We start from the raw sequence: 17,602 nt of genomic DNA, 5'->3' as shown, positions 1-17,602 counted from the left end.
TGACCGGATGCCGCCTTGGTAAGATGAGCTCGTAAATATCCGACCAGGGAGGTAGTCAAGATGAGATCGATCGTTATTGAACAGGCAGGCGGAGCCGAGGTGCTGCAAGTAAAGGAAATGCCGGATCTTACGCCAAGATACGGGGAAATGATCATCGACGTGGCGTATGCGGGCGTGGGGCTCGTGGACATATTGGCACGCAATGGCGCGTTCGCGGAGTTGTTCCCGTTCCCGATCATACCGGGACTCGAAGTGTCCGGTTATGTGCGGTCCATAGGCGATGGCGTGCACGGATACCGGGTCGGTCAGCCGGTCGCTGCCATGAAACTGCTGGAGCTTGGCGGATACGCGACCCAAGCAAGAGTGACGCCTGAGCTAACCGTCCCGCTTGACGAGCTGGATGGCCAAGTGGAAATGAGCGATGCCGCTGCTTCCATCGTCAACTTGACGACTGCTTATATGGCCGTCAAATACGTGAACCGAATGAGAGAAGGAGATACCATCCTCGTTCACGCAGCAGCAGGCGGATTGGGCAGCTTCCTCGGGCAAATCGCCAAGCGGTTCGGCGCAAGTAAGGTACTTGGAACGGTTGGTTCATCGGATAAAATCAAGCTCGCCGCCTCGCTGGGGTATGACGAATTGCTGTTGCGATCGGATTTTGTGGCGATTACGAAACAGCTGGTCCATGGGCGGGGAGTCGACGCCATTTTTGACCCGGTCGGCGGAGAGACGAGAGCGCGCAGCATGGAGCTTCTGAAGCCGCTGGGGCAGATGATCGCGCTCGGCAATGCGAGCGGCGGCGAACTGATGCATGCCACGAACGAGATTTGGCTGGGGAACCAGAACATTGCCGGGTTTAACTTAGGGGCCTATGCCGTATATGATCCGCAGTTAGTGGGACAGGCGGCAAGGGATGCGATGCAGCTGCTCGCAAACGGGAAGATCCGATCGGAAGTGTACGGCGTCTATCCGATGGAGCGGGCAAGCGAAGCGCACCGCCTGCTCGAGAGCCGGCAGGCCACGGGCAAGCTGGTGCTGCAGATGGCGTAAGTTATTGGTCGCGCTTTAGGGTATCGTTCATGATCATAAAACGAGAATGCGTGATCCTGCACAGCCTTTCGTCCGCCTGATCGCGGAAGAGAGGCTTTCTTTGGCCGCGATAGGGATGGTACGATGTACGAAGATGGCAATGGATGAAACGCGAACTCGGAGGTGCTGCTAGCATGACGCAAACCCGTAGCCTGCTCGGGGAATTCCTGAAATCGCGCAGGGAGAAGCTGCAACCGGCAGACGTCGGTATCGGCGGCGGATACGGCAGGAGGAGGACGCCAGGACTCCGCCGCGAGGAAGTGGCCGAAATCGCGAATGTCAGCACCACGTGGTACACCTGGCTGGAACAGGGAAGAGACGTGGCGGCATCCAGGGACGTGATGGCCAATATCGCCAGAGCGCTGCTCCTGTCCCCCGATGAGACGCTGCATGTCATGCGATTATCGGGATTCGGCGATGTGCCGGATCGGTCAGAAGTTACGCCAACCTCGCCGGTGGAGCCAGGCTTGCAGAAGATTATCGACCACCTGCCTTACCCTGCGATCATTGTCAATCGCCGGACCGAGATCATCGCTTGGAACCGCTTGGCGCCTCGACTCCTGTACGACTTTCTGGAAGATCCGGCGATGGGCCGCAACTTGGTGTGGTCCCTATTCATGAACCCGTATCTGCGCGAACGCGTCTTGAACTGGGAAGCGTTCGCCGAATATAGCGCGGCCATCCTTCGGTCGTATTATGGTCAGTCGAAAGGGGACGGGTGGTATGCGTCTTTTGCCAACAAGTTGTCCGCTCAAAGCGATGCATTCGCTGCGTTATGGGACCGCCTTGACGTGCAAGAGAAGAAGGCCCAGCCTTTTACGTTGAATCACCCGGAGCTTGGCGAGTTATGCTTCGAGATCCACACCTTCGGCCAGATCAATGGCAACGAGGATGTGCACTGCTGCGTGTATACGCCGATGGCGGGCAGCGGGACGGAAGAGAAGGTGTTGAACGGTCCGAGCGCCTAGCCGATCGATCCAGGCAATAGGCTCACAAAATGTTTGGCGGCAGACGAGAGCGGCACGCCTCGAAGCGTGGCGATTCCGACATGCCGGGTGGGAATTGCCGGCGTTAACGGAATTTCGACTAACTTGCCGGATTCGAGCTCCTCGGTTACGTATTCGCGTACGACAAAGGTAAGGCCGATGCCGCTGACGGCGAACTGAACGAGCAGATCGTGGCTGCCGAGCTCGAATTCGGGTTGAAGCTGGATCTGGTGTCCCTGTGCGAAAGCATCGATGTATTGCCTTGTGTTACTGCCGGACTCAAGCAGCATCAGCGGGTATTGATGTAACTGTTCAAGCGGCAAGGGACTGTTGGCCAGCTCAACATAATTCGCATTGCCGACCAGGCAATCCTGTTGGGGAGAGCTGAATCGGAAGTCGATTTTGGGATCCTCTACTGGCAGACTGACCAGGCCAAAATCGATTTTGCCCTCTTTCAGCAGCGAGATCGTCTCCGGCGTCGTCCTGTTGGTTACGCGAACCTTAATTTGGGGATATTGACGATGGAAATCCTCCAGATGGGGAAGCAAATAATGCTTGCATAATGTATCGCTTGCGCCGATTGTGATTTCTCCGTCGAGGAGATTTTGCATTTCGGCCATTTTTCGTTCGCCCAGTTCCAGCAGATGGATCGCTTTTTCGACAAACTGATACAGCACTTCGCCCTCCGCTGTTAAGTTAACCCCTTTGGCTGTACGAAAGAACAACGGCCCTCCGAAACGTTGCTCCAATTGTTTCAACGTATGGCTGATCGCCGGCTGCGTAATATGGAGTTTCTCGGCGGCCTTCGTCAAACTCCCTAGATTCGTCGTCCAATAAAAAACGCGATACCACTCGAGATTCACTTCCATTGTCATTACCTCATTTTATGGGGGATATTATGAATATCAATTTTACTGATGGGTCCTATGGAAATTATAATTTTCCTTGTAAAGGAAATCAAGTACAGGAGGTCGTTGAGATGAGCGTTACCGCGATCGTAGGGGCGAATTGGGGAGACGAAGGGAAAGGGAAAATGACGGATGTGCTTGCGGCAACATCCTCTTATGTCGTTCGATATCAGGGAGGAAGCAATGCGGGTCACACGATTATCAATGACTACGGCAAATTCGCGCTGCATATGCTGCCTTCCGGCGTGTTTAATCCGAACGTAACGAATGTGATCGGACCAGGAACTGCGCTTGATGTCGAAGTCCTGATGAAAGAAAGGGAAGAACTGCTTGATCGAGGCGTTCCTGAACCCCGTCTCTATGTATCGGATCGGGCTCAGATCGTGCTTCCCATCCACCGATTGTTAGATGAGCTGGAAGAAGAGCGGCTGGGCGTGAATAGCTTCGGGTCGACGAGACGCGGGATCGCGCCTTTCTATGCGGACAAATATATGAAGCTCGGCATTCAAGTGGCCGATCTGTATGACGAGGAACGACTGAAGCGGAGGCTGCAACATTCGTTGGAAGCCAAAAATGCGCTGCTCACCCATCTCTATGGAATCAGCCCTATTCAAGCCGATCAACTGCTGCCCGAGTTAATCGAGCATGCGGTGAAGCTCCGTCCCTATGTGGGGGATACTTCGAAGCTGCTTCATGAAGCCTATATTCAAGGCGAATCGATTCTCTTGGAAGGGCAGCTCGGCGTGCTTCGGGATCCAGACCATGGGATCTATCCCTATTCGACCTCTTCTTCCACGCTTGCCGGGTTTGCCCCAGTAGGAGCAGGGTTGCCGCCTTATGCGATCACTCGCGTCATGGCCGTTACCAAAACGTATTCCAGCTGTGTCGGCGCGGGACCTTTCGTGACGGAATTAGAAGGCGAGTCCGCGACAGAGCTGCGCCGCCGCGGCGGGGATGCTGGAGAATTCGGGGCGACTACCGGTCGTCCGCGCCGCGTAGGATGGTTCGATGCCGTGGCGACCCGGTACGGCTGCGCGATTCAAGGCGCGACCGAAGTGGCGTTGACCAATCTGGATGTGCTTGGATACTTGGACGAAATTCCGATCTGTACGGGCTACATACTTTCGGACGGCACACGGACGACGGATTTTCCGGTAAGCGCGCGGCTTGAGCATGCTAAGCCCGTATATGAACGGTTGAACGGCTGGAAATGCGATATCGCGCATGTCCGATCGTTCGAGGAACTTCCCGAAGCTGCGCAGAACTATGTGAATTTTATTGAATCGATGATCGACGCAAGGATCTCCTTCGTTTCGGTCGGTCCAAGACGCGACCAATTGATCGCTAGAGGTTAAAGCTCATCCGTACAGGGGGCGCGATCATGCGATCCAATTCGCTTCTAGTTGGCCCATGCTTTACGTTTGCGAGTTTCATAGAATGGTAGCGTGAGCCAGCGGATTGTCCGACGTTCATGCATGACACACGGACGGACGCTTTTGTTGAAGCTGCTATGGATTCTACGCATTCGCAGACAAAAAGGAGTGGGGACGTTATGGCCTGTGATTCACAAGCAATAGGCGCTTGTTCGGAAGCGGGAGGCAACAATACGATCGCTGCCGGGGCAGCTTCGCATGCGGAAGGGTACTTGACGCAAGCGGTCGGCCCTGCCTCTCATGCCGAAGGCGGAGGCGCGGTCGCGAGCGGGTTGTACTCGCATGCTGAAGGGCAAAGCACCATCGCGAGCGGCGAGAATGCGCATACGGAGGGTTTCGCCACACTGGCGAGCTCCGCATCCGCTCATGCGGAAGGGTATCTCTCGCAGGCGATCGGTCCAGCTGCCCATGCGGAGGGCGGTGCTTCAATCGCAAGCGGGGTTTACGCGCACGCCGAAGGCTGGGAGACGCGTGCCATCGGTAACCAATCCCATGCCGAGGGCATTTTCTCGCAAGCGCATGGAATCGGTGCCCATGCCGAGGGAGAACTTACGCAGGCGACGGGATTGGATTCGCACGCGGAAGGGATGGAGACGACGGCTTCCGGCCAGGCTTCGCATGCCGAGGGCGAGAACAATATTGCCAGCGGCCGAGCTTCGCATGTCGAAGGCAACTTGAATGAAGCGAGCGGGATTTTTGCCCATGCAGAAGGTCAGCGTACGCTGGCCAACGGAGATTTATCCCATGCGCAAGGCAGCCAGACGATCGCGAGCGGTCAATGCGCCCATGCGGAGGGAGCCATTACGACCGCGAGCGGGTTCGCGTCCCATACGCAAGGCGTGAATACGGTTGCCGATAGCTTCGTCTCGCATGCGCAAGGACAAGGGACGACGACGAATGAGTTGGAAGGCGTCCATATTATGGGGAAGTTCGGCGCGGCCGACGAGGCGTCGTACTCCTGGTACTTGGCGAACGGAACTAGCGATACCGAACCGGGACTAGCGGCCAAAATCTTAAGCAGCGGCGACGTGAAAATCGACGGAACGGTCAGCAGTCCGGCAGCCGACTATGCGGAGATGTTCGAGACCGAGGACGGTCTTCCAATCGAACCAGGCTATTTCGTGGCCTTGGCGGGCGAACGGGTTCGAATCGCGCAAGCGGAGGACCGGTATGTCATCGGCATTACGAGCGCCAAGCCGGCGTTTCTCTCGGACAGCGCAGATCTAAGATGGGCGCGGAAATTCGAGACCGACGAATGGGGTAGAACACGCTATCGGGAAGCGGAAGTTCCGGCACGGTCGGATTCGAATGGGAACCTTATCGTACCGGCGCATATGGAACGGCAGCCGATTCTCAATCCGCAGTGGGATCCGCAGCAAGTCTATATCCCGCGTTCGAGAAGACCCGAATGGGTCGCGGTGGGGCTAGTCGGCAAGCTGTTGGTCCGAGACGATGGCACATGCGCGGCTGGCGGATTATGCATATGCAACGATCAAGGGATCGCCACCGCTGCGGAGCAAGGGTACTATGTGTTGAAGCGTACCGGCGTTAATCAGATTCTGGTGTTGATGGGTAGAAAATTCTGAAGCCTGTGACAAGTCGCCGTGATGGCGGCTTGTTCACTTATGGGCTTTGTTATTGCTTCGTGAATGCCAGTTCGTCTTAAAAATAATCACCGATAAATTGCTTGAATCATGGCGGCTGGCGACAGGAATCGTCCCTTGATCAGTGCGATGCCGATATTGCCCTCGCAGTGGGGCTCATCGAGCCGGATCTGCGCGACTTCGCGATTGCCAAGTCCTTTGTAACCGGGCTTCATGGCGATGAAAGGTTCGTCTGCAATGTCGTTCTACGTGAGACTTTCCGCTTACGCCAACCACGCTTGTTATAGCTGTCTTAATGCCGACCGGGCAAGCCGGATGCTGTGAGGCTTAGCAACAGTACCGATCGTAATCGGAGCATTGAACGATAGAGGGAGTATGAGGGATAGCAGCTTAGAAAAGATGCCATGCGCGCATTATTTTTGGGATAATTTGGTGGTATAATCGAAGAGGCTTATTGAAGCGGGATTGCAGCCAAACTTAGAGAGTCGGAGGGTTCTTTGTGAAGAGGATGAGAAAAATCCTACTAAGCGCAGTTCTGCTCGTCGTCTTAGGCGTTGCGCTTCTTGGCTTTCGATTCGGAAGCGCGTTGTTCCAAGAGGGAAATCCTCTGCCTATACTTTCTTCCATAGCTGAACTTGAATGGACGAACAGCAGTTATGAATCTTATTCCCGCACGGACAAGACCACCAAATACATATCGAGGAACACAGGCGAATCTAGATATGATGTGATCAAGGCTATGATGAAGAATGAGGGGTGGGACTTTATTGAACAGATGGGTGCTGGCCTTGTCTTCGAGAACAACGGTCAGACCAAAGTGGTAGAGACTCGACAATATTCAAGACATTATATTCTGTCGGAGATCCCCAATGATGTTAGGGACTGATTTCAATTCGAATTCATGGAGTGAGATGCGGTAATGAACATTTTGTTTATTTGTACGGATAACTACACCCGTAGCGTCATAGCTGAATTGTGCATGAACCATTACTTGAATGAGATCGGAAATACGTCCGTAACGGTAGAGTCGGCCGGGATACGGGCTAACAGCGATATTAGCCGATACTCGGATGTTCATTTCGGGATTATGAAGGAGTTGGGCATCGACACATCTGGATTCAAGAGGAAGCCATTCAACGAGTCGTGTTTCGAGAAATACAATCAAATAATCGGGATGAGCGAACTTCACCGGGAGTATGTCAAACAGCATTATGATCGGGAGATCATGCTCTTCAATGAAGTATACCAGGGTCAAACGGTAGCCGTCCAAATTGGAGCTCCCGATAGCGCCAACTTCGTAGAGGAGATGAAGCAGTTAGTTATATTCTTCCTAGAAGCTATGCCGGATGTTCTGCGCAACTGCCTTAAGATCCATGAAGGAGCAGCAGAGGAAGCGTGATACGTATCCTTGATACACTGACTTATTGGTGCACAAACTGCACGGTATTCCGTGATTATCTACGATAAGATTGATCCCGAAGGGAGGGGATTCGATGGATTGGCTGAGTAGGATGAATAACGCGATGGAATATATCGAGACAAACCTGGCAGAGGAGATCTCGTATGATGAGATCGCGCAGAGAGCCTGTTGCTCGACGTATCATTTTCAACGCATGTTTCCGTTTATTACTGGCGTGTCATTATCGGAGTACATTCGGCGGCGAAGGTTGACTTTGGCGGCATTCGAACTGCAGACAACGGACGCAAAGGTCATTCACGTAGCGATGAAATACGGCTATGATTCGCCAGAAGCGTTTGCGCGGGCGTTTAAGAATCTTCATGGGATCATGCCGATCGCTGCGCGCGACAAAGGCGTTTCTCTAAAGGCCTATCCTCGAATGTCCTTTCATTCTTCAATCAAAGGGGATATCGAGATGAATTACCGAATCGAACAAAAAGGGTCGTTCGAGATGTTTGGCGTGTATGGTCTGATTCATTCGGACAGGAAAACGGCTTTCGTTGAGGTCCCTGAATTCCGGGAGAAATGTGACCAAGACGGCAGCGTTGCGCTTATGAACGAATTGCTGGGGCGCTTTAGCAACACGATATTGCACGCTGCCCTATATGATCAGGGCGGGGAATTGTTCAAGTACATGATCTGCTATCATTTGCCCAAAGGGCTTAAGGTTCCAGAGCGGTTTACCAAGCTTTCTGTCCCGGCATTAACGTGGGCTATCTTCCCGGAACCGCAATGTGATCTGCAAAAACTGTGGGAACGAATCTATACGGAGTGGTTCCCGACATCCGGTTACGAACAGGTCGAAGCTCCTAGTTTCGAAATGTATTATGGTATGGTCGGACATACCACAGGGGAGATTTGGATACCTGTAAAGAAAAAATAGAAGGGGTATATTTGACCTCAGTATATCGATAGTACGCCTGGAAACCGTGCGCTGCGCGGTTTTTTTGTTATGGAAGCACATAAGATTGAGGTTGCTCATCCCCTTGACAATGAACCTTGTATGAGTTAATTTATATGCTATAGCATATAACGAAGAGGGAGGAGCGTTTTCCGCCAAAGGGAACGTATAGTCTACAGATCATTTCAATTGGAGAGATGTATGGAACTGAATAACATTACAGGTTTTCTGATCCATCGTACGGATGTGAAGATGACCAACTACTTTACCAAGCAGCTGAAGCCCTATGAGATGACGCCAGAGCAATGGAGTATTCTCAGCGTATTGGACGGGGACCGCGCAACGACGCAAAAAGAACTTGCGGAAGCAATCGACCGCGATCAGAGCACGGTCGTTCGAATGATCCACTCGCTCGAGAAGAAGGGAATCGTCAAACGGATTGTCAACGATACGGACAAACGATCGCATAACTTATATCTGAGTCCTAAAGGAATCGCGCTTAAATCAGAACTCCTGCCCGTTGTCGCCGAAGCACACAATCACGTGACAAGGTATTTGAGCGAAAACGAAGTTCGGCAATTGAAGGTTATTCTTGAAAAATTGTACGCAAGCGTTAAGGAAGACAGCTAGATCATGATTAAGAAAAGAGGTGCACGTCGGTGATTAAATCCGAACAGCAATATTTTGAAGAAGGAAAGACGATTCAAGCGTATATGGATGAAATGAACACGCTTAAAGACGAAAGCTTCTTCGTATTCAATCACTTTAAGATCCCGGATCCTGATTGTATACAGAAGCTTGAGGCTTCCTCGCTTCATTGGTTGGTCATTACAGAGGACTGGTGCGGCGATGCCATGATGATCAATCCTATCCTGCGCAAAGTAGCCGAGGCTGCTAAAGTGGAGATGCGTGTAGTCTTGCGGGATTCGAACGTCGAATTAATGGATCGGTATCTGACGAATGGAGGCCGTGCAATCCCGATCGTACTCATTCTCAATGCCGAAGGAGAGGTCGTAGGCAAATGGGGACCACGCGCACCTAAAGTCCAGGAGATCGTCGATCAACTTCGTTCCACGTTACCGGATAAGGAGGATCCTTCTTTCGCAGATAAACAAAAAGAAATGTACGGATCGTTGAGATCTCGGTATGCCCAGGATCCAACGTTATGGTCTTACGTATACGCCAGTTTTAAAGAGACGATTATGGCGATCGAAGAAAAATAAATTTTTTTCAAATAAACATGCTATAGCATATAAATTTAACTCAGAGAAATGAGGAACCATCTTGGTGATTCTTATTTTGCAAGTTATTGTCGGCTTATTCTTTCTGTTTACGGGAAGCAAGATCATTTCCGGCAAGATGGCAGATGAATTCAAGCGTTTCGGCATGCCTTCCATCTTTAACTTTTTGACGGGATTGATTGAAATTACGTCCGCTATCGGTTTAATCGTAGGCATTTGGTATCCGTTAGCCGCAGTCCTGGCGGGGCTTCTACTGGCTGCTACGATGTTGGTCGCAGCATTTGTCCTCCTTGTCCTTGCGAAGGATTCCTTCTCGAAAGCGATACCGGCTATCGTGCTTTGCCTTTTGTCCGTCATGATCAGCATGACTCATTTGATCTAATATGCAAAATAGGAGAGCCGGATACATCATGTGTCCGGCTCTTCTTGCGCTTATGCTTATGCAAAAGTTCGATCGCCGCTAGTATCAAGAATCCGTAAGTGCTTGCTTACGAGCGGGTTGGCGTGAAGGAAGCGAGCATAGAAGCGTTACGGTAAGGGCAGCGAGTATAAATGCGACGGATCCCAGGACGGAGTTCGATAGGGCATGTGCAAGTTGCAACGTTGATGGTTGATCCGAGCCGACGCCCGCATCGAATACGGTAACGAGAGCAGCTAGACCGAACGAGGAGCCGCTTTGATGCGCGACATTAATCAGACCCGAAGCTGCGCCGGCATCGCGAGCCTCCACATCGGCGAGCCCAAGCGCGGTAAGCGGCTGGAAGACCATGCCGGAACCAACCCCCATAATCGAGAGCAGGATGAACATATGCGGGAAGAATGCTTCTTGGGCGAGTATGATTTTGCTCAGCCAAAGCGTGCCGAGAGAGGCCAGCAGCAAACCGGCGGTCATCACTTTGATCATACCGAATCGGTGCACCAAGCCTTGAATCAGGTACATCATCCCGAATTGGGCGCCCGTGAATGGCAGGAAAGCCAAGCCTGCTTCGAAGGAGCTGTAACCGAGGACGTTCTGCAAGTATTGCGGGACGAAGAAGAAGAGCGAGAAATTCCCGCATACGATGAGGAATCTGCCGAGATAAGCCCCGGAACGCTGACGGCTCTTGAATAATCGAAGCGGGACGATCGGCTCGGCCGCTCGAGCTTCAATGAGAACGAAAAGCCCTAACAACAGCAGGCCGGATGCAAGCGGAATCCATGACGCAGGATTCGCCCAGCCACTATCCGCTGCTTGGACTAAGCCGTAGACCAGCGAAGTCATGCCCGTTACGGATGTTATCGCACCCATTAGATCAAACCGTCCCGTCCTTGTATCCGTCCTCTCTATATGTCTCTGAACCAAGTACAGCAGCACCATGCCAATGGGGACATTGATGAACATTCCGGCGCGCCATGTAATAAAATCGGTGAAAAATCCGCCAAGGATGAGACCGATACTTCCGCCCGCAGCCGAAACCGCGCTGTACATCGCAATCGCTCTCGTACGCTCCTTGGCTTCAACGAAGTTCGCCGATAACAGTGCCAACGCAGCAGGCGTTGCCATTGCCGCCGCCAATCCTTGGCATGCACGGGACACAAGCAGGAATTCGGCCGTCGGTGCCAATCCGGCCAGCAGCGAGGTGAGCGAGAACAAGCCAATGCCCGCGCTCAGTATTCTTTTTCGCCCCCACAGATCGCCTGCCCGGGCACCGAGCAGCAAGAAACCGCCAAATGCCAAAATATAGCTGTTATGGACCCAGGTTAAGCTGGTAGTCGACATATGAAGGGTACGGCCGATTTCAGGCACAGCCGTTACCATAATCGACGCGTCGAGTACGACGATCAACTGACAGGCGATGATAATGGTGAGCAAAATCCACTTTGATTGATGCATAGTCACATTCCTTCCTTGGTAACCAAGATTCTGTTCCTTAAGACGTATTATGAATGGAATCCATGGGAGGAAGTAGACCGTTCCTGCATGAATATTGCCTAAAACTGCAAGGATGTTCAAATTTGTCTTATCCGGTACTTTGCAATCCGATCCAAAGTTAATATAATTTCGTTAAGGATTGGAATGGTGAGATGAATGAGGATCAAGGGAGCGGTGACTGCGCAATGACTGGAGCCAATACGCCTCATCACAGGATAGATCTGGAGAAACTCGTAGCCATGACGGAACGGATTCCCCTGACGGATGGACGGACATCGACCAGAGTTCCGTTTCTTTCCGTTATTCGGCACCGTCGAGATACGGTGCGAAGCCCCGGCGTGCTGACTCCGTCTTTTTGTCTGATTCTTCAAGGGACGAAGAGACTCTACCTGGGCCAAGAGATATTTGACTATGGTGCGGGGGATTATTTGGCCTCGCTGATCGATATGCCGGCTTCCGCCCAAGTCACCGGAGCTATGGAGCAATCGCCTTATCTGGGGCTGCGCATCGATTTTACGACGGAAGAAATCGCGTCTGTGGTTATGGAGGCAGGCATCAATCCGGCTTCGAGAGAGAAAGGTCTGAGTGCCGGTGCGTTCATCGGCAAATCGGATGGCGAACTACTGGATATCTTTGTTCGATTATTAAAGCTCATCGATAAGCCTGAGGATGTGCGATTTTTATCCGAGTTGATGAAGAAGGAAATGATTTTCAACTTGCTGTCGGGCGAATTCGGGCACTTGTTTTTCCAAAAGGCGCTATTCGATCAACAATCGGACGGAATCGGCAAGGCGATCCAATGGATCAAAGAAAACTACGCGCGTGCGTTCACCGTCGAAGAGCTCGCTAAGTCCTGCAACATGAGCACCTCCGGACTGCATCACAAATTCAAGGCGATCACGACGATGGGGCCTTTGCAGTATCAGAAACAGCTTCGTCTTCAGGAAGCGCGGCGCCTGCTGTTGAGCGGCCCGATGGGCGTAACGACCGCGGCACTAGCTGTCGGCTATGAAAGTCCATCGCAATTCAATCGGGAATACCGAAGGCTCTTCGGTCTGCCTCCGCTGCAAGATATGAAGACGATGCGAAGAACTGCGGGCACTTGGGGATTCGAGGATAGTTAATGGAATCTAGCTGAATGAGGGGGACTAAGATCTTGCAGAGCGATGGGGAAAATGTGACCGGGCCTATGCCCCATGCTGGGAGCGGTAAAATCATTGCTGTCTACAGAGGCGGAACCGTAACAGAGGAGGAGTTCTCCAAATATATCGGTTTTATGAGTCTGATGAACCAGGAATACATGAATGTCGAACAATATTCCCCCTACCAAAAGACGGTTCTCAAGCCATACATCGGCCACAAGGTGTTAGCTTCCCGCTTAGGCGAGATGTCGGATGAGGCGAAGAAGATATTGGATACGCAAGTGGACACGTTCTATGCGTATGTGAAGCAGGCGGCTGAGGTGGACACCGCGCTGAATAAGCGGATGGAGGAAGCGGGGCTATCCGATTCGGATATTAAGTACTTCTTCCGTCTAATTACCGCGGTTGGCGATGCTGAAGTCAACAAAATTACGGATGATGCGGTAATGGCGATTTTCGAAGAGACCAGGATGGATTACTACATCGTCACGCTGCGCCATATCCTTGTCGGTACAACGGACATGTCGGCAGGAGAAGTGCTTCGTACCGAGGAAGCAGCACTTCATCGTATTCAGGAAGTGAAGACGAAGCTGGAGGCAGGCGGCGATTGGCATGTGCTTGCGAAAGCCTATTCCGACGATCCCGGTTCCAGTGACAATGGAGGTCTCTATGAATGGCAAACTGCGGGCGGCTTCATAACGGAGTTCAAGCATGCCGTCAACGAGCAGGCGGTCGGTGAGATCGGCGTTCCAGTGAAGACGCCATATGGCTACCATGTCATCCAGGTCGAGCAGCGCGAAGAGATTTCGTTCGAGAAGTTGACTGAAGATCACAAGGCAGCAATCAGGCAGATGCTCGCTTCCGAAGCGATGGAGAGGTTCATGTCAAATGAGTTGGAAGATCTCATTACGGAGATCGATCTATCGGCCTCTAACGAAGAAGGTTAGCTGAAAATACAAACAAAAGCGAGGCTGCCGACAATATCGGTCGCCTCGTTCAATTATCGGACAAGCTAATTACGAATCTTTATCGTCCGATTGTTTGGACTGATGCTCGGTAAATACGGCCAAATAGCGAACTTCTTCCGAGATCGGGATAACGGTATGTTCCTGGAGCGAATTAAAATACAAGCTATCTCCTGCGTTAAGCTCGTATTCTTTTCCGCCTACTCGATATTGCATCTTACCGGATAACACATATATGAATTCTTCGCCTTCATGGGAGAAAGTGTGTTCATTGACTTCTCCTTGTCGTGCCACAAACATATACGGCTGCATGATCTTGTTATGCCGATTGGAAGCAAAAGCAAAGAACGAATACCCTTTGTTCGTTTTAATCCATTTCTCAACGTCCTCGTATTGCCCCGCTGTAACCATGACCGTGTCGTTGCTGGATTGCTCTTCAAGCAAGTCGGAGACCTTGACCCCAAGAGCATTGGCGATTTTCATCAAGGTCGACACGGCCGGCATGGCACCGCCGCTCTCGATCTTAGACAGCATGCTTTTGGTGAAGCCGCATGCTTCGGCAATTTCCTCCTGAGTCCTCTTCTGCTCTCTGCGTATAAGACGGATGCGTCTTCCTAGGTCCATGGTTACCTCTTTCTAATCTAAGATTTGTATTTATGTATAATATACTTCAACCTAGTTGAATTATCAACGCTTCTGCTCATTAAGTTACCAATAATTTATGCGAAAAATGGCGGATATTCACGAAAATAGTCTATCTTCAAAAGATAAAAAAAGATAAAAGAAAGCGCTTGCGGATAGGGGTTTCATGTTGTATGATGATCTCAATTCAACTAGGTTGAAGAAATGTTAATCGAGTAAACCGGAATTACATCGAGTTGATCGCATTTGAAGGAGGGCATTGCAAAGGAGGGGTTGCGTGAAGCGAATCATCGGCATGATCGGCGCAATGGATACCAAGGGAACTGAATTTGCCTTTCTGAAGAACGAGATTGAGCGCCGGGGGTTCGGAGTGTATGTGTTCGATACGGGTGTTATCGGTGAACCGGGCTTGCATCCAGATATTCCACGTGAACGAATCGCTGCTGAGGGAGGAATATCGCTAGAGGAATTAGTCGCTCTCAACGATCGAGGGAAGGCAATGGGGATCATGGCTGCAGGCGCTGCCAAAGTCGTCGCGCAGGCTGCTTCGTCTGGCGCCATCCATGGCCTAATCGGCATGGGCGGAACCGCAGGGACCGCGGTAGCGAGCAGCGCTATGCGGGCGCTCCCGATTGGGTTCCCGAAGCTGATCGTCTCCACGGTTGCAGCCGGCAATACGAGGGACTATGTAGGGACGAAGGATATCGTCATGCTGCCCGCCGTGGTTGATGTGTCCGGCATTAACCGAATCAGCAGAGCCATCTTTACGCGGGCATCCGGTGCGATTTGCGGCATGACGGAATCCGAAATCATGTCCGGAAGCGATCGGAAGCTGATTGCCGCAAGCATGTTCGGCAATACGACTACTTGCGTCGAACGGGCCAAGGCGCAACTGGAGGCCGAGAATCTGGAAGTGTTGGTCTTTCACTGCACGGGCATCGGCGGGCAGACGATGGAAAGTCTGGCTGATGCCGGCTTACTCGGCGGCATCCTAGACATAACGACGACGGAGTGGGCCGATGAAATCGCGGGCGGTGTGTTTGCGGCAGGTAGCGATAGGGGAGATGCAGCGGCTAAGCGAGGCATTCCCCAGGTCATCGCTCCTGGTTGCGTGGATATGGTGAATTTCCATGCCAGGGCCACTGTACCTGCCAAGTACGCGGGTCGGAATCTGGTTGAGTGGAATCCGAATATTACGCTCATGCGAACGACGCCGGAAGAGAATGCGCAGATCGGACGAATTCTCGCCGAGAAAGCCAACGCCAGTTCAGGTCCGGTTGCCTTCCTGCTTCCAATGAGGGGCGTATCGATCCTCGACAGCCCCGGACAGCCATTCTGGGATCCGGCCGCTGACCAAGCCTGCTTCGATGCGATCCGGCAACATGTGAAGGACAATATTCCCGTTTATGAAATGGATGTCAATATCAATGATCCAGCGTTTGCGGACCGAGCAGCTGACCTGCTGAAGGAAATGCTCGCCGATCGTCCGCAAGCGGAGCAACAGGCCTAATAACGCTCATTCATTTAAAGGAGGAGAACGGTAAATGAAAACGTATAAAGTGGGTCTTGTCGGTGCGGGCGGCGTTACGGAGCTTCATCTGGAGGGCTATAAAAACCAGAAGGACCGGATCGAGGTCGTTGCCATATGCGACCCGAATGTTGAGATTCTTACCCGCAAAGCGGAGCAATACGGCATTCCGCATCAATTTACCGCTCTGGATGACTTTATACAGAACAGCGGCATCGACGTTGCGATCGTCTGTACCCCGACCTCGATCCGCAAGCAGGTCGTGTTCCCTTTGCTGGAGGCAGGCCTCCCGCTCTTCGTCGAGAAGCCATTCTCCGATACGTTGATCGATGCTATAGAGGTTACGAACAAAGCCGCGATGCTTGGGGTGCCAATCTCGGTCAATCAGAACTTCCGCCGGCATTTCACCTTCGACGTCGTGAAGGATATTGTGTCCCAGGATACCATCGGCAAGGTAACGTCGATCGTGTTCAACAATATGTTCTTCCGCCAAGACACCGGCTGGCGTCTCCAGTGCGAGCGCCATGCCTTGTCCGTTATGGGCATCCATTGGTTTGACGGTTTCCGTCAGATTCTGGGTTCGGAGGCCGTTTCCGTCAGCAGTTTGATGCGCTCCTCCTCGGCGATCGAATGCGCGGGCGAGACGGACGCAACGGTTCAGGTTGCCTTCGAGAACGGCGCGATCGCTACATATGTTCAAAGTTTCTCGTCTCCATTCCCGAGAACGGAGATGATCGTCATCGGCGAGACGGGCACCCTGTATTGCACGCATAACAGCGTGGAGCTGTACCGGAATGGCTCCAGGACGCCAATCCAAACATGGGATAACGATGTCTCCCGCGAAACGGCTACGTTCGAAGGCTTGAATCAACTGTTGTCATCGCTAGAAACCGGAGGCGAAGCTCCGAATAGCGCCCAAGATAATCTGAAGACAGTGGCAATGCTGGATGCAGCCTACCGTTCCGCTATTGAGCAGCGTCCCATTCTACTGAATCAAGGAGTACTGGTATGAACGTCAAATTTGCATTCTCTCGGCCGACGCAATCGGATGAGGAACGGGACCTTCTATTCAGAGGGTACCGTTCCGCCGGATATGCGGGCCTTCAACTAAAGCATGGCCAGTACGCCTCCTATATCGATGAGCCGGCACGCTTCCTGGAGGAATGGGGGGCGTTGCCCGGTGCGGCTTCGGCCTTGATTGCAGGCGGAGCCGTTGATGATGAGGTTCGCTCGCGCCTGGCCCCGCTGCTTGATTTCGGCGCAAGCGTCGGCATCGAACGCATCGTATTCTGTCACGGTCTCTCCCGAAAGCAGGTAACGGCCGACGATATCCGCCGATTCGCCCGTCAGTTGTCAGAGCTCGGCAAGGAGACGCAACAGCGAGGGATTCAGCTATCGCTGCACCACCATTACGACCAACCGGTAATGTACCGCGAGGACTTCGATGTCTTTTTCGATCAAATTCAGGAAGGGACTGTTGGCCTAACGGTCGACACGGCGCATTTGGTGAAATCGGGGATCACGGACGTGGCTGAGATCATTACCAGCTTCGCACCGTTCATCGACAACTTCCATATGAAGGATTTTGCGGATGGCGACTGGCGGGTGTTGGGAGAAGGAGACATCGACTTCAAGCCGATTTTCCGCGCGATCCACGCGATCCGATATGAGGGCTGGGTGTCGGCTGACGAAGAAAGCGGCGGAGGCATCCAAGAGGGAATGCGTCAATGTCTCGAATATATGCGGCAAGGCATCCAAGAGGCGCAGGATAAAGCCAGCCGGAGGTGATCGT

General features: G+C 52.4%; 19 protein-coding genes. 15 read left to right on the top strand and 4 right to left on the bottom strand.

Going from position 1 to position 17,602, the window contains the following annotated elements:
• Nucleotides 1–60 precede the first annotated feature (60 nt).
• Nucleotides 61–1,050, top strand: a complete 990-nt coding sequence (locus FHS18_RS10810) for a quinone oxidoreductase family protein (RefSeq protein ID WP_183599906.1) — start codon at nucleotides 61–63, stop codon at nucleotides 1,048–1,050.
• Nucleotides 1,051–1,223: 173 nt separating this feature from the next.
• Nucleotides 1,224–2,057 carry a helix-turn-helix transcriptional regulator gene (locus FHS18_RS10805; protein WP_246427585.1) on the top strand — a complete coding sequence of 278 codons (834 nt, stop codon included), beginning with the start codon at nucleotides 1,224–1,226 and terminating at the stop codon, nucleotides 2,055–2,057.
• On the opposite strand, the gene FHS18_RS10800 is transcribed toward FHS18_RS10805, so the two are convergent.
• Nucleotides 2,054–2,944: a LysR family transcriptional regulator gene (locus FHS18_RS10800; protein ID WP_183599902.1), complete on the bottom strand. Its 891-nt coding sequence runs from the start codon at nucleotides 2,942–2,944 to the stop codon at nucleotides 2,054–2,056. The genes FHS18_RS10805 and FHS18_RS10800 overlap by 4 nt on opposite strands.
• Nucleotides 2,945–3,054: 110 nt before the next feature.
• Between FHS18_RS10800 and FHS18_RS10795 the strand changes: the two genes are divergently transcribed.
• Nucleotides 3,055–4,338 carry an adenylosuccinate synthase gene (locus FHS18_RS10795; RefSeq protein ID WP_183599900.1) on the top strand — a complete coding sequence of 428 codons (1,284 nt, stop codon included), beginning with the start codon at nucleotides 3,055–3,057 and terminating at the stop codon, nucleotides 4,336–4,338.
• 197 nt (nucleotides 4,339–4,535) lie between these two features.
• Nucleotides 4,536–6,002: a peptidase G2 autoproteolytic cleavage domain-containing protein gene (locus FHS18_RS10790; RefSeq protein WP_183599898.1), complete on the top strand. Its 1,467-nt coding sequence runs from the start codon at nucleotides 4,536–4,538 to the stop codon at nucleotides 6,000–6,002.
• Between the two features lie 86 nt (nucleotides 6,003–6,088).
• On the opposite strand, the gene FHS18_RS10785 is transcribed toward FHS18_RS10790, so the two are convergent.
• On the bottom strand, nucleotides 6,089–6,235 hold the full coding sequence (locus FHS18_RS10785; protein WP_183599896.1) for a hypothetical protein: 147 nt from the start codon (nucleotides 6,233–6,235) through the stop codon (nucleotides 6,089–6,091).
• Nucleotides 6,236–6,528: 293 nt separating this feature from the next.
• On the opposite strand from FHS18_RS10785, the gene FHS18_RS10780 reads away from it, so the two are divergent.
• The 6 genes from FHS18_RS10780 to FHS18_RS10755 all read left to right on the top strand — a co-directional run bounded on the left by FHS18_RS10780 (nucleotide 6,529) and on the right by FHS18_RS10755 (nucleotide 10,003).
• Nucleotides 6,529–6,906, top strand: coding sequence for a hypothetical protein (locus tag FHS18_RS10780; protein ID WP_183600376.1), 378 nt, complete (start codon nucleotides 6,529–6,531; stop codon nucleotides 6,904–6,906).
• 33 nt (nucleotides 6,907–6,939) lie between these two features.
• Nucleotides 6,940–7,419, top strand: a complete 480-nt coding sequence (locus FHS18_RS10775) for an arsenate reductase/protein-tyrosine-phosphatase family protein (protein WP_183599894.1) — start codon at nucleotides 6,940–6,942, stop codon at nucleotides 7,417–7,419.
• Nucleotides 7,420–7,513: 94 nt separating this feature from the next.
• A complete protein-coding gene (locus FHS18_RS10770; protein ID WP_183599892.1) occupies nucleotides 7,514–8,362 on the top strand; it encodes an AraC family transcriptional regulator in 849 nt (282 codons plus the stop codon).
• Nucleotides 8,363–8,581: 219 nt separating this feature from the next.
• Entirely contained in the window at nucleotides 8,582–9,010 is a 429-nt protein-coding gene (locus FHS18_RS10765) for a MarR family winged helix-turn-helix transcriptional regulator (RefSeq protein ID WP_183599890.1), read from the top strand.
• 32 nt (nucleotides 9,011–9,042) lie between these two features.
• On the top strand, nucleotides 9,043–9,603 hold the full coding sequence (locus FHS18_RS10760; RefSeq protein WP_183600375.1) for a thioredoxin family protein: 561 nt from the start codon (nucleotides 9,043–9,045) through the stop codon (nucleotides 9,601–9,603).
• A gap of 61 nt (nucleotides 9,604–9,664) precedes the next feature.
• Nucleotides 9,665–10,003: a DoxX family protein gene (locus FHS18_RS10755; protein ID WP_183599888.1), complete on the top strand. Its 339-nt coding sequence runs from the start codon at nucleotides 9,665–9,667 to the stop codon at nucleotides 10,001–10,003.
• Nucleotides 10,004–10,087: 84 nt separating this feature from the next.
• Here FHS18_RS10755 and FHS18_RS10750 read toward each other — a convergent pair whose 3' ends face one another.
• On the bottom strand, nucleotides 10,088–11,494 hold the full coding sequence (locus FHS18_RS10750) for an MFS transporter (RefSeq protein WP_183599886.1): 1,407 nt from the start codon (nucleotides 11,492–11,494) through the stop codon (nucleotides 10,088–10,090).
• 224 nt (nucleotides 11,495–11,718) lie between these two features.
• On the opposite strand from FHS18_RS10750, the gene FHS18_RS10745 reads away from it, so the two are divergent.
• On the top strand, nucleotides 11,719–12,657 hold the full coding sequence (locus FHS18_RS10745; protein ID WP_183599883.1) for an AraC family transcriptional regulator: 939 nt from the start codon (nucleotides 11,719–11,721) through the stop codon (nucleotides 12,655–12,657).
• Between the two features lie 32 nt (nucleotides 12,658–12,689).
• The gene (locus tag FHS18_RS10740; RefSeq protein WP_183599881.1) at nucleotides 12,690–13,622 is read left to right on the top strand and encodes a peptidylprolyl isomerase; all 933 of its coding nucleotides are present in this window, start codon (nucleotides 12,690–12,692) and stop codon (nucleotides 13,620–13,622) included.
• A 69-nt stretch (nucleotides 13,623–13,691) separates the two neighbouring features.
• Here FHS18_RS10740 and FHS18_RS10735 read toward each other — a convergent pair whose 3' ends face one another.
• Nucleotides 13,692–14,264, bottom strand: a complete 573-nt coding sequence (locus tag FHS18_RS10735) for a helix-turn-helix domain-containing protein (RefSeq protein ID WP_183599879.1) — start codon at nucleotides 14,262–14,264, stop codon at nucleotides 13,692–13,694.
• A 295-nt stretch (nucleotides 14,265–14,559) separates the two neighbouring features.
• Here FHS18_RS10735 and FHS18_RS10730 point away from each other — a divergent pair, with 295 nt between their 5' ends.
• Genes FHS18_RS10730 through FHS18_RS10720 form a run of 3 tightly spaced genes read left to right on the top strand, consistent with a single transcriptional unit; the run spans nucleotide 14,560 to nucleotide 17,598 of the window.
• Nucleotides 14,560–15,792 (top strand): Tm-1-like ATP-binding domain-containing protein, encoded by a 1,233-nt coding sequence (locus FHS18_RS10730; RefSeq protein WP_183599877.1) that lies wholly within the window; start codon nucleotides 14,560–14,562, stop codon nucleotides 15,790–15,792.
• A gap of 34 nt (nucleotides 15,793–15,826) precedes the next feature.
• Nucleotides 15,827–16,822 (top strand): Gfo/Idh/MocA family protein, encoded by a 996-nt coding sequence (locus FHS18_RS10725; protein ID WP_183599875.1) that lies wholly within the window; start codon nucleotides 15,827–15,829, stop codon nucleotides 16,820–16,822.
• Nucleotides 16,819–17,598 carry a sugar phosphate isomerase/epimerase family protein gene (locus FHS18_RS10720; protein WP_183599873.1) on the top strand — a complete coding sequence of 260 codons (780 nt, stop codon included), beginning with the start codon at nucleotides 16,819–16,821 and terminating at the stop codon, nucleotides 17,596–17,598. The genes FHS18_RS10725 and FHS18_RS10720 overlap by 4 nt, the downstream gene beginning before the upstream one ends.
• The last annotated feature ends 4 nt before the right edge of the window (nucleotides 17,599–17,602 follow it).

The sequence above is a fragment of the Paenibacillus phyllosphaerae genome, from assembly GCF_014192105.1.
GTDB lineage: Bacteria > Bacillota > Bacilli > Paenibacillales > Paenibacillaceae > Paenibacillus_Z > Paenibacillus_Z phyllosphaerae.
Note: the sequence above shows the minus strand (reverse complement) of the source record. Positions and strands in the feature narration are given on the sequence as shown.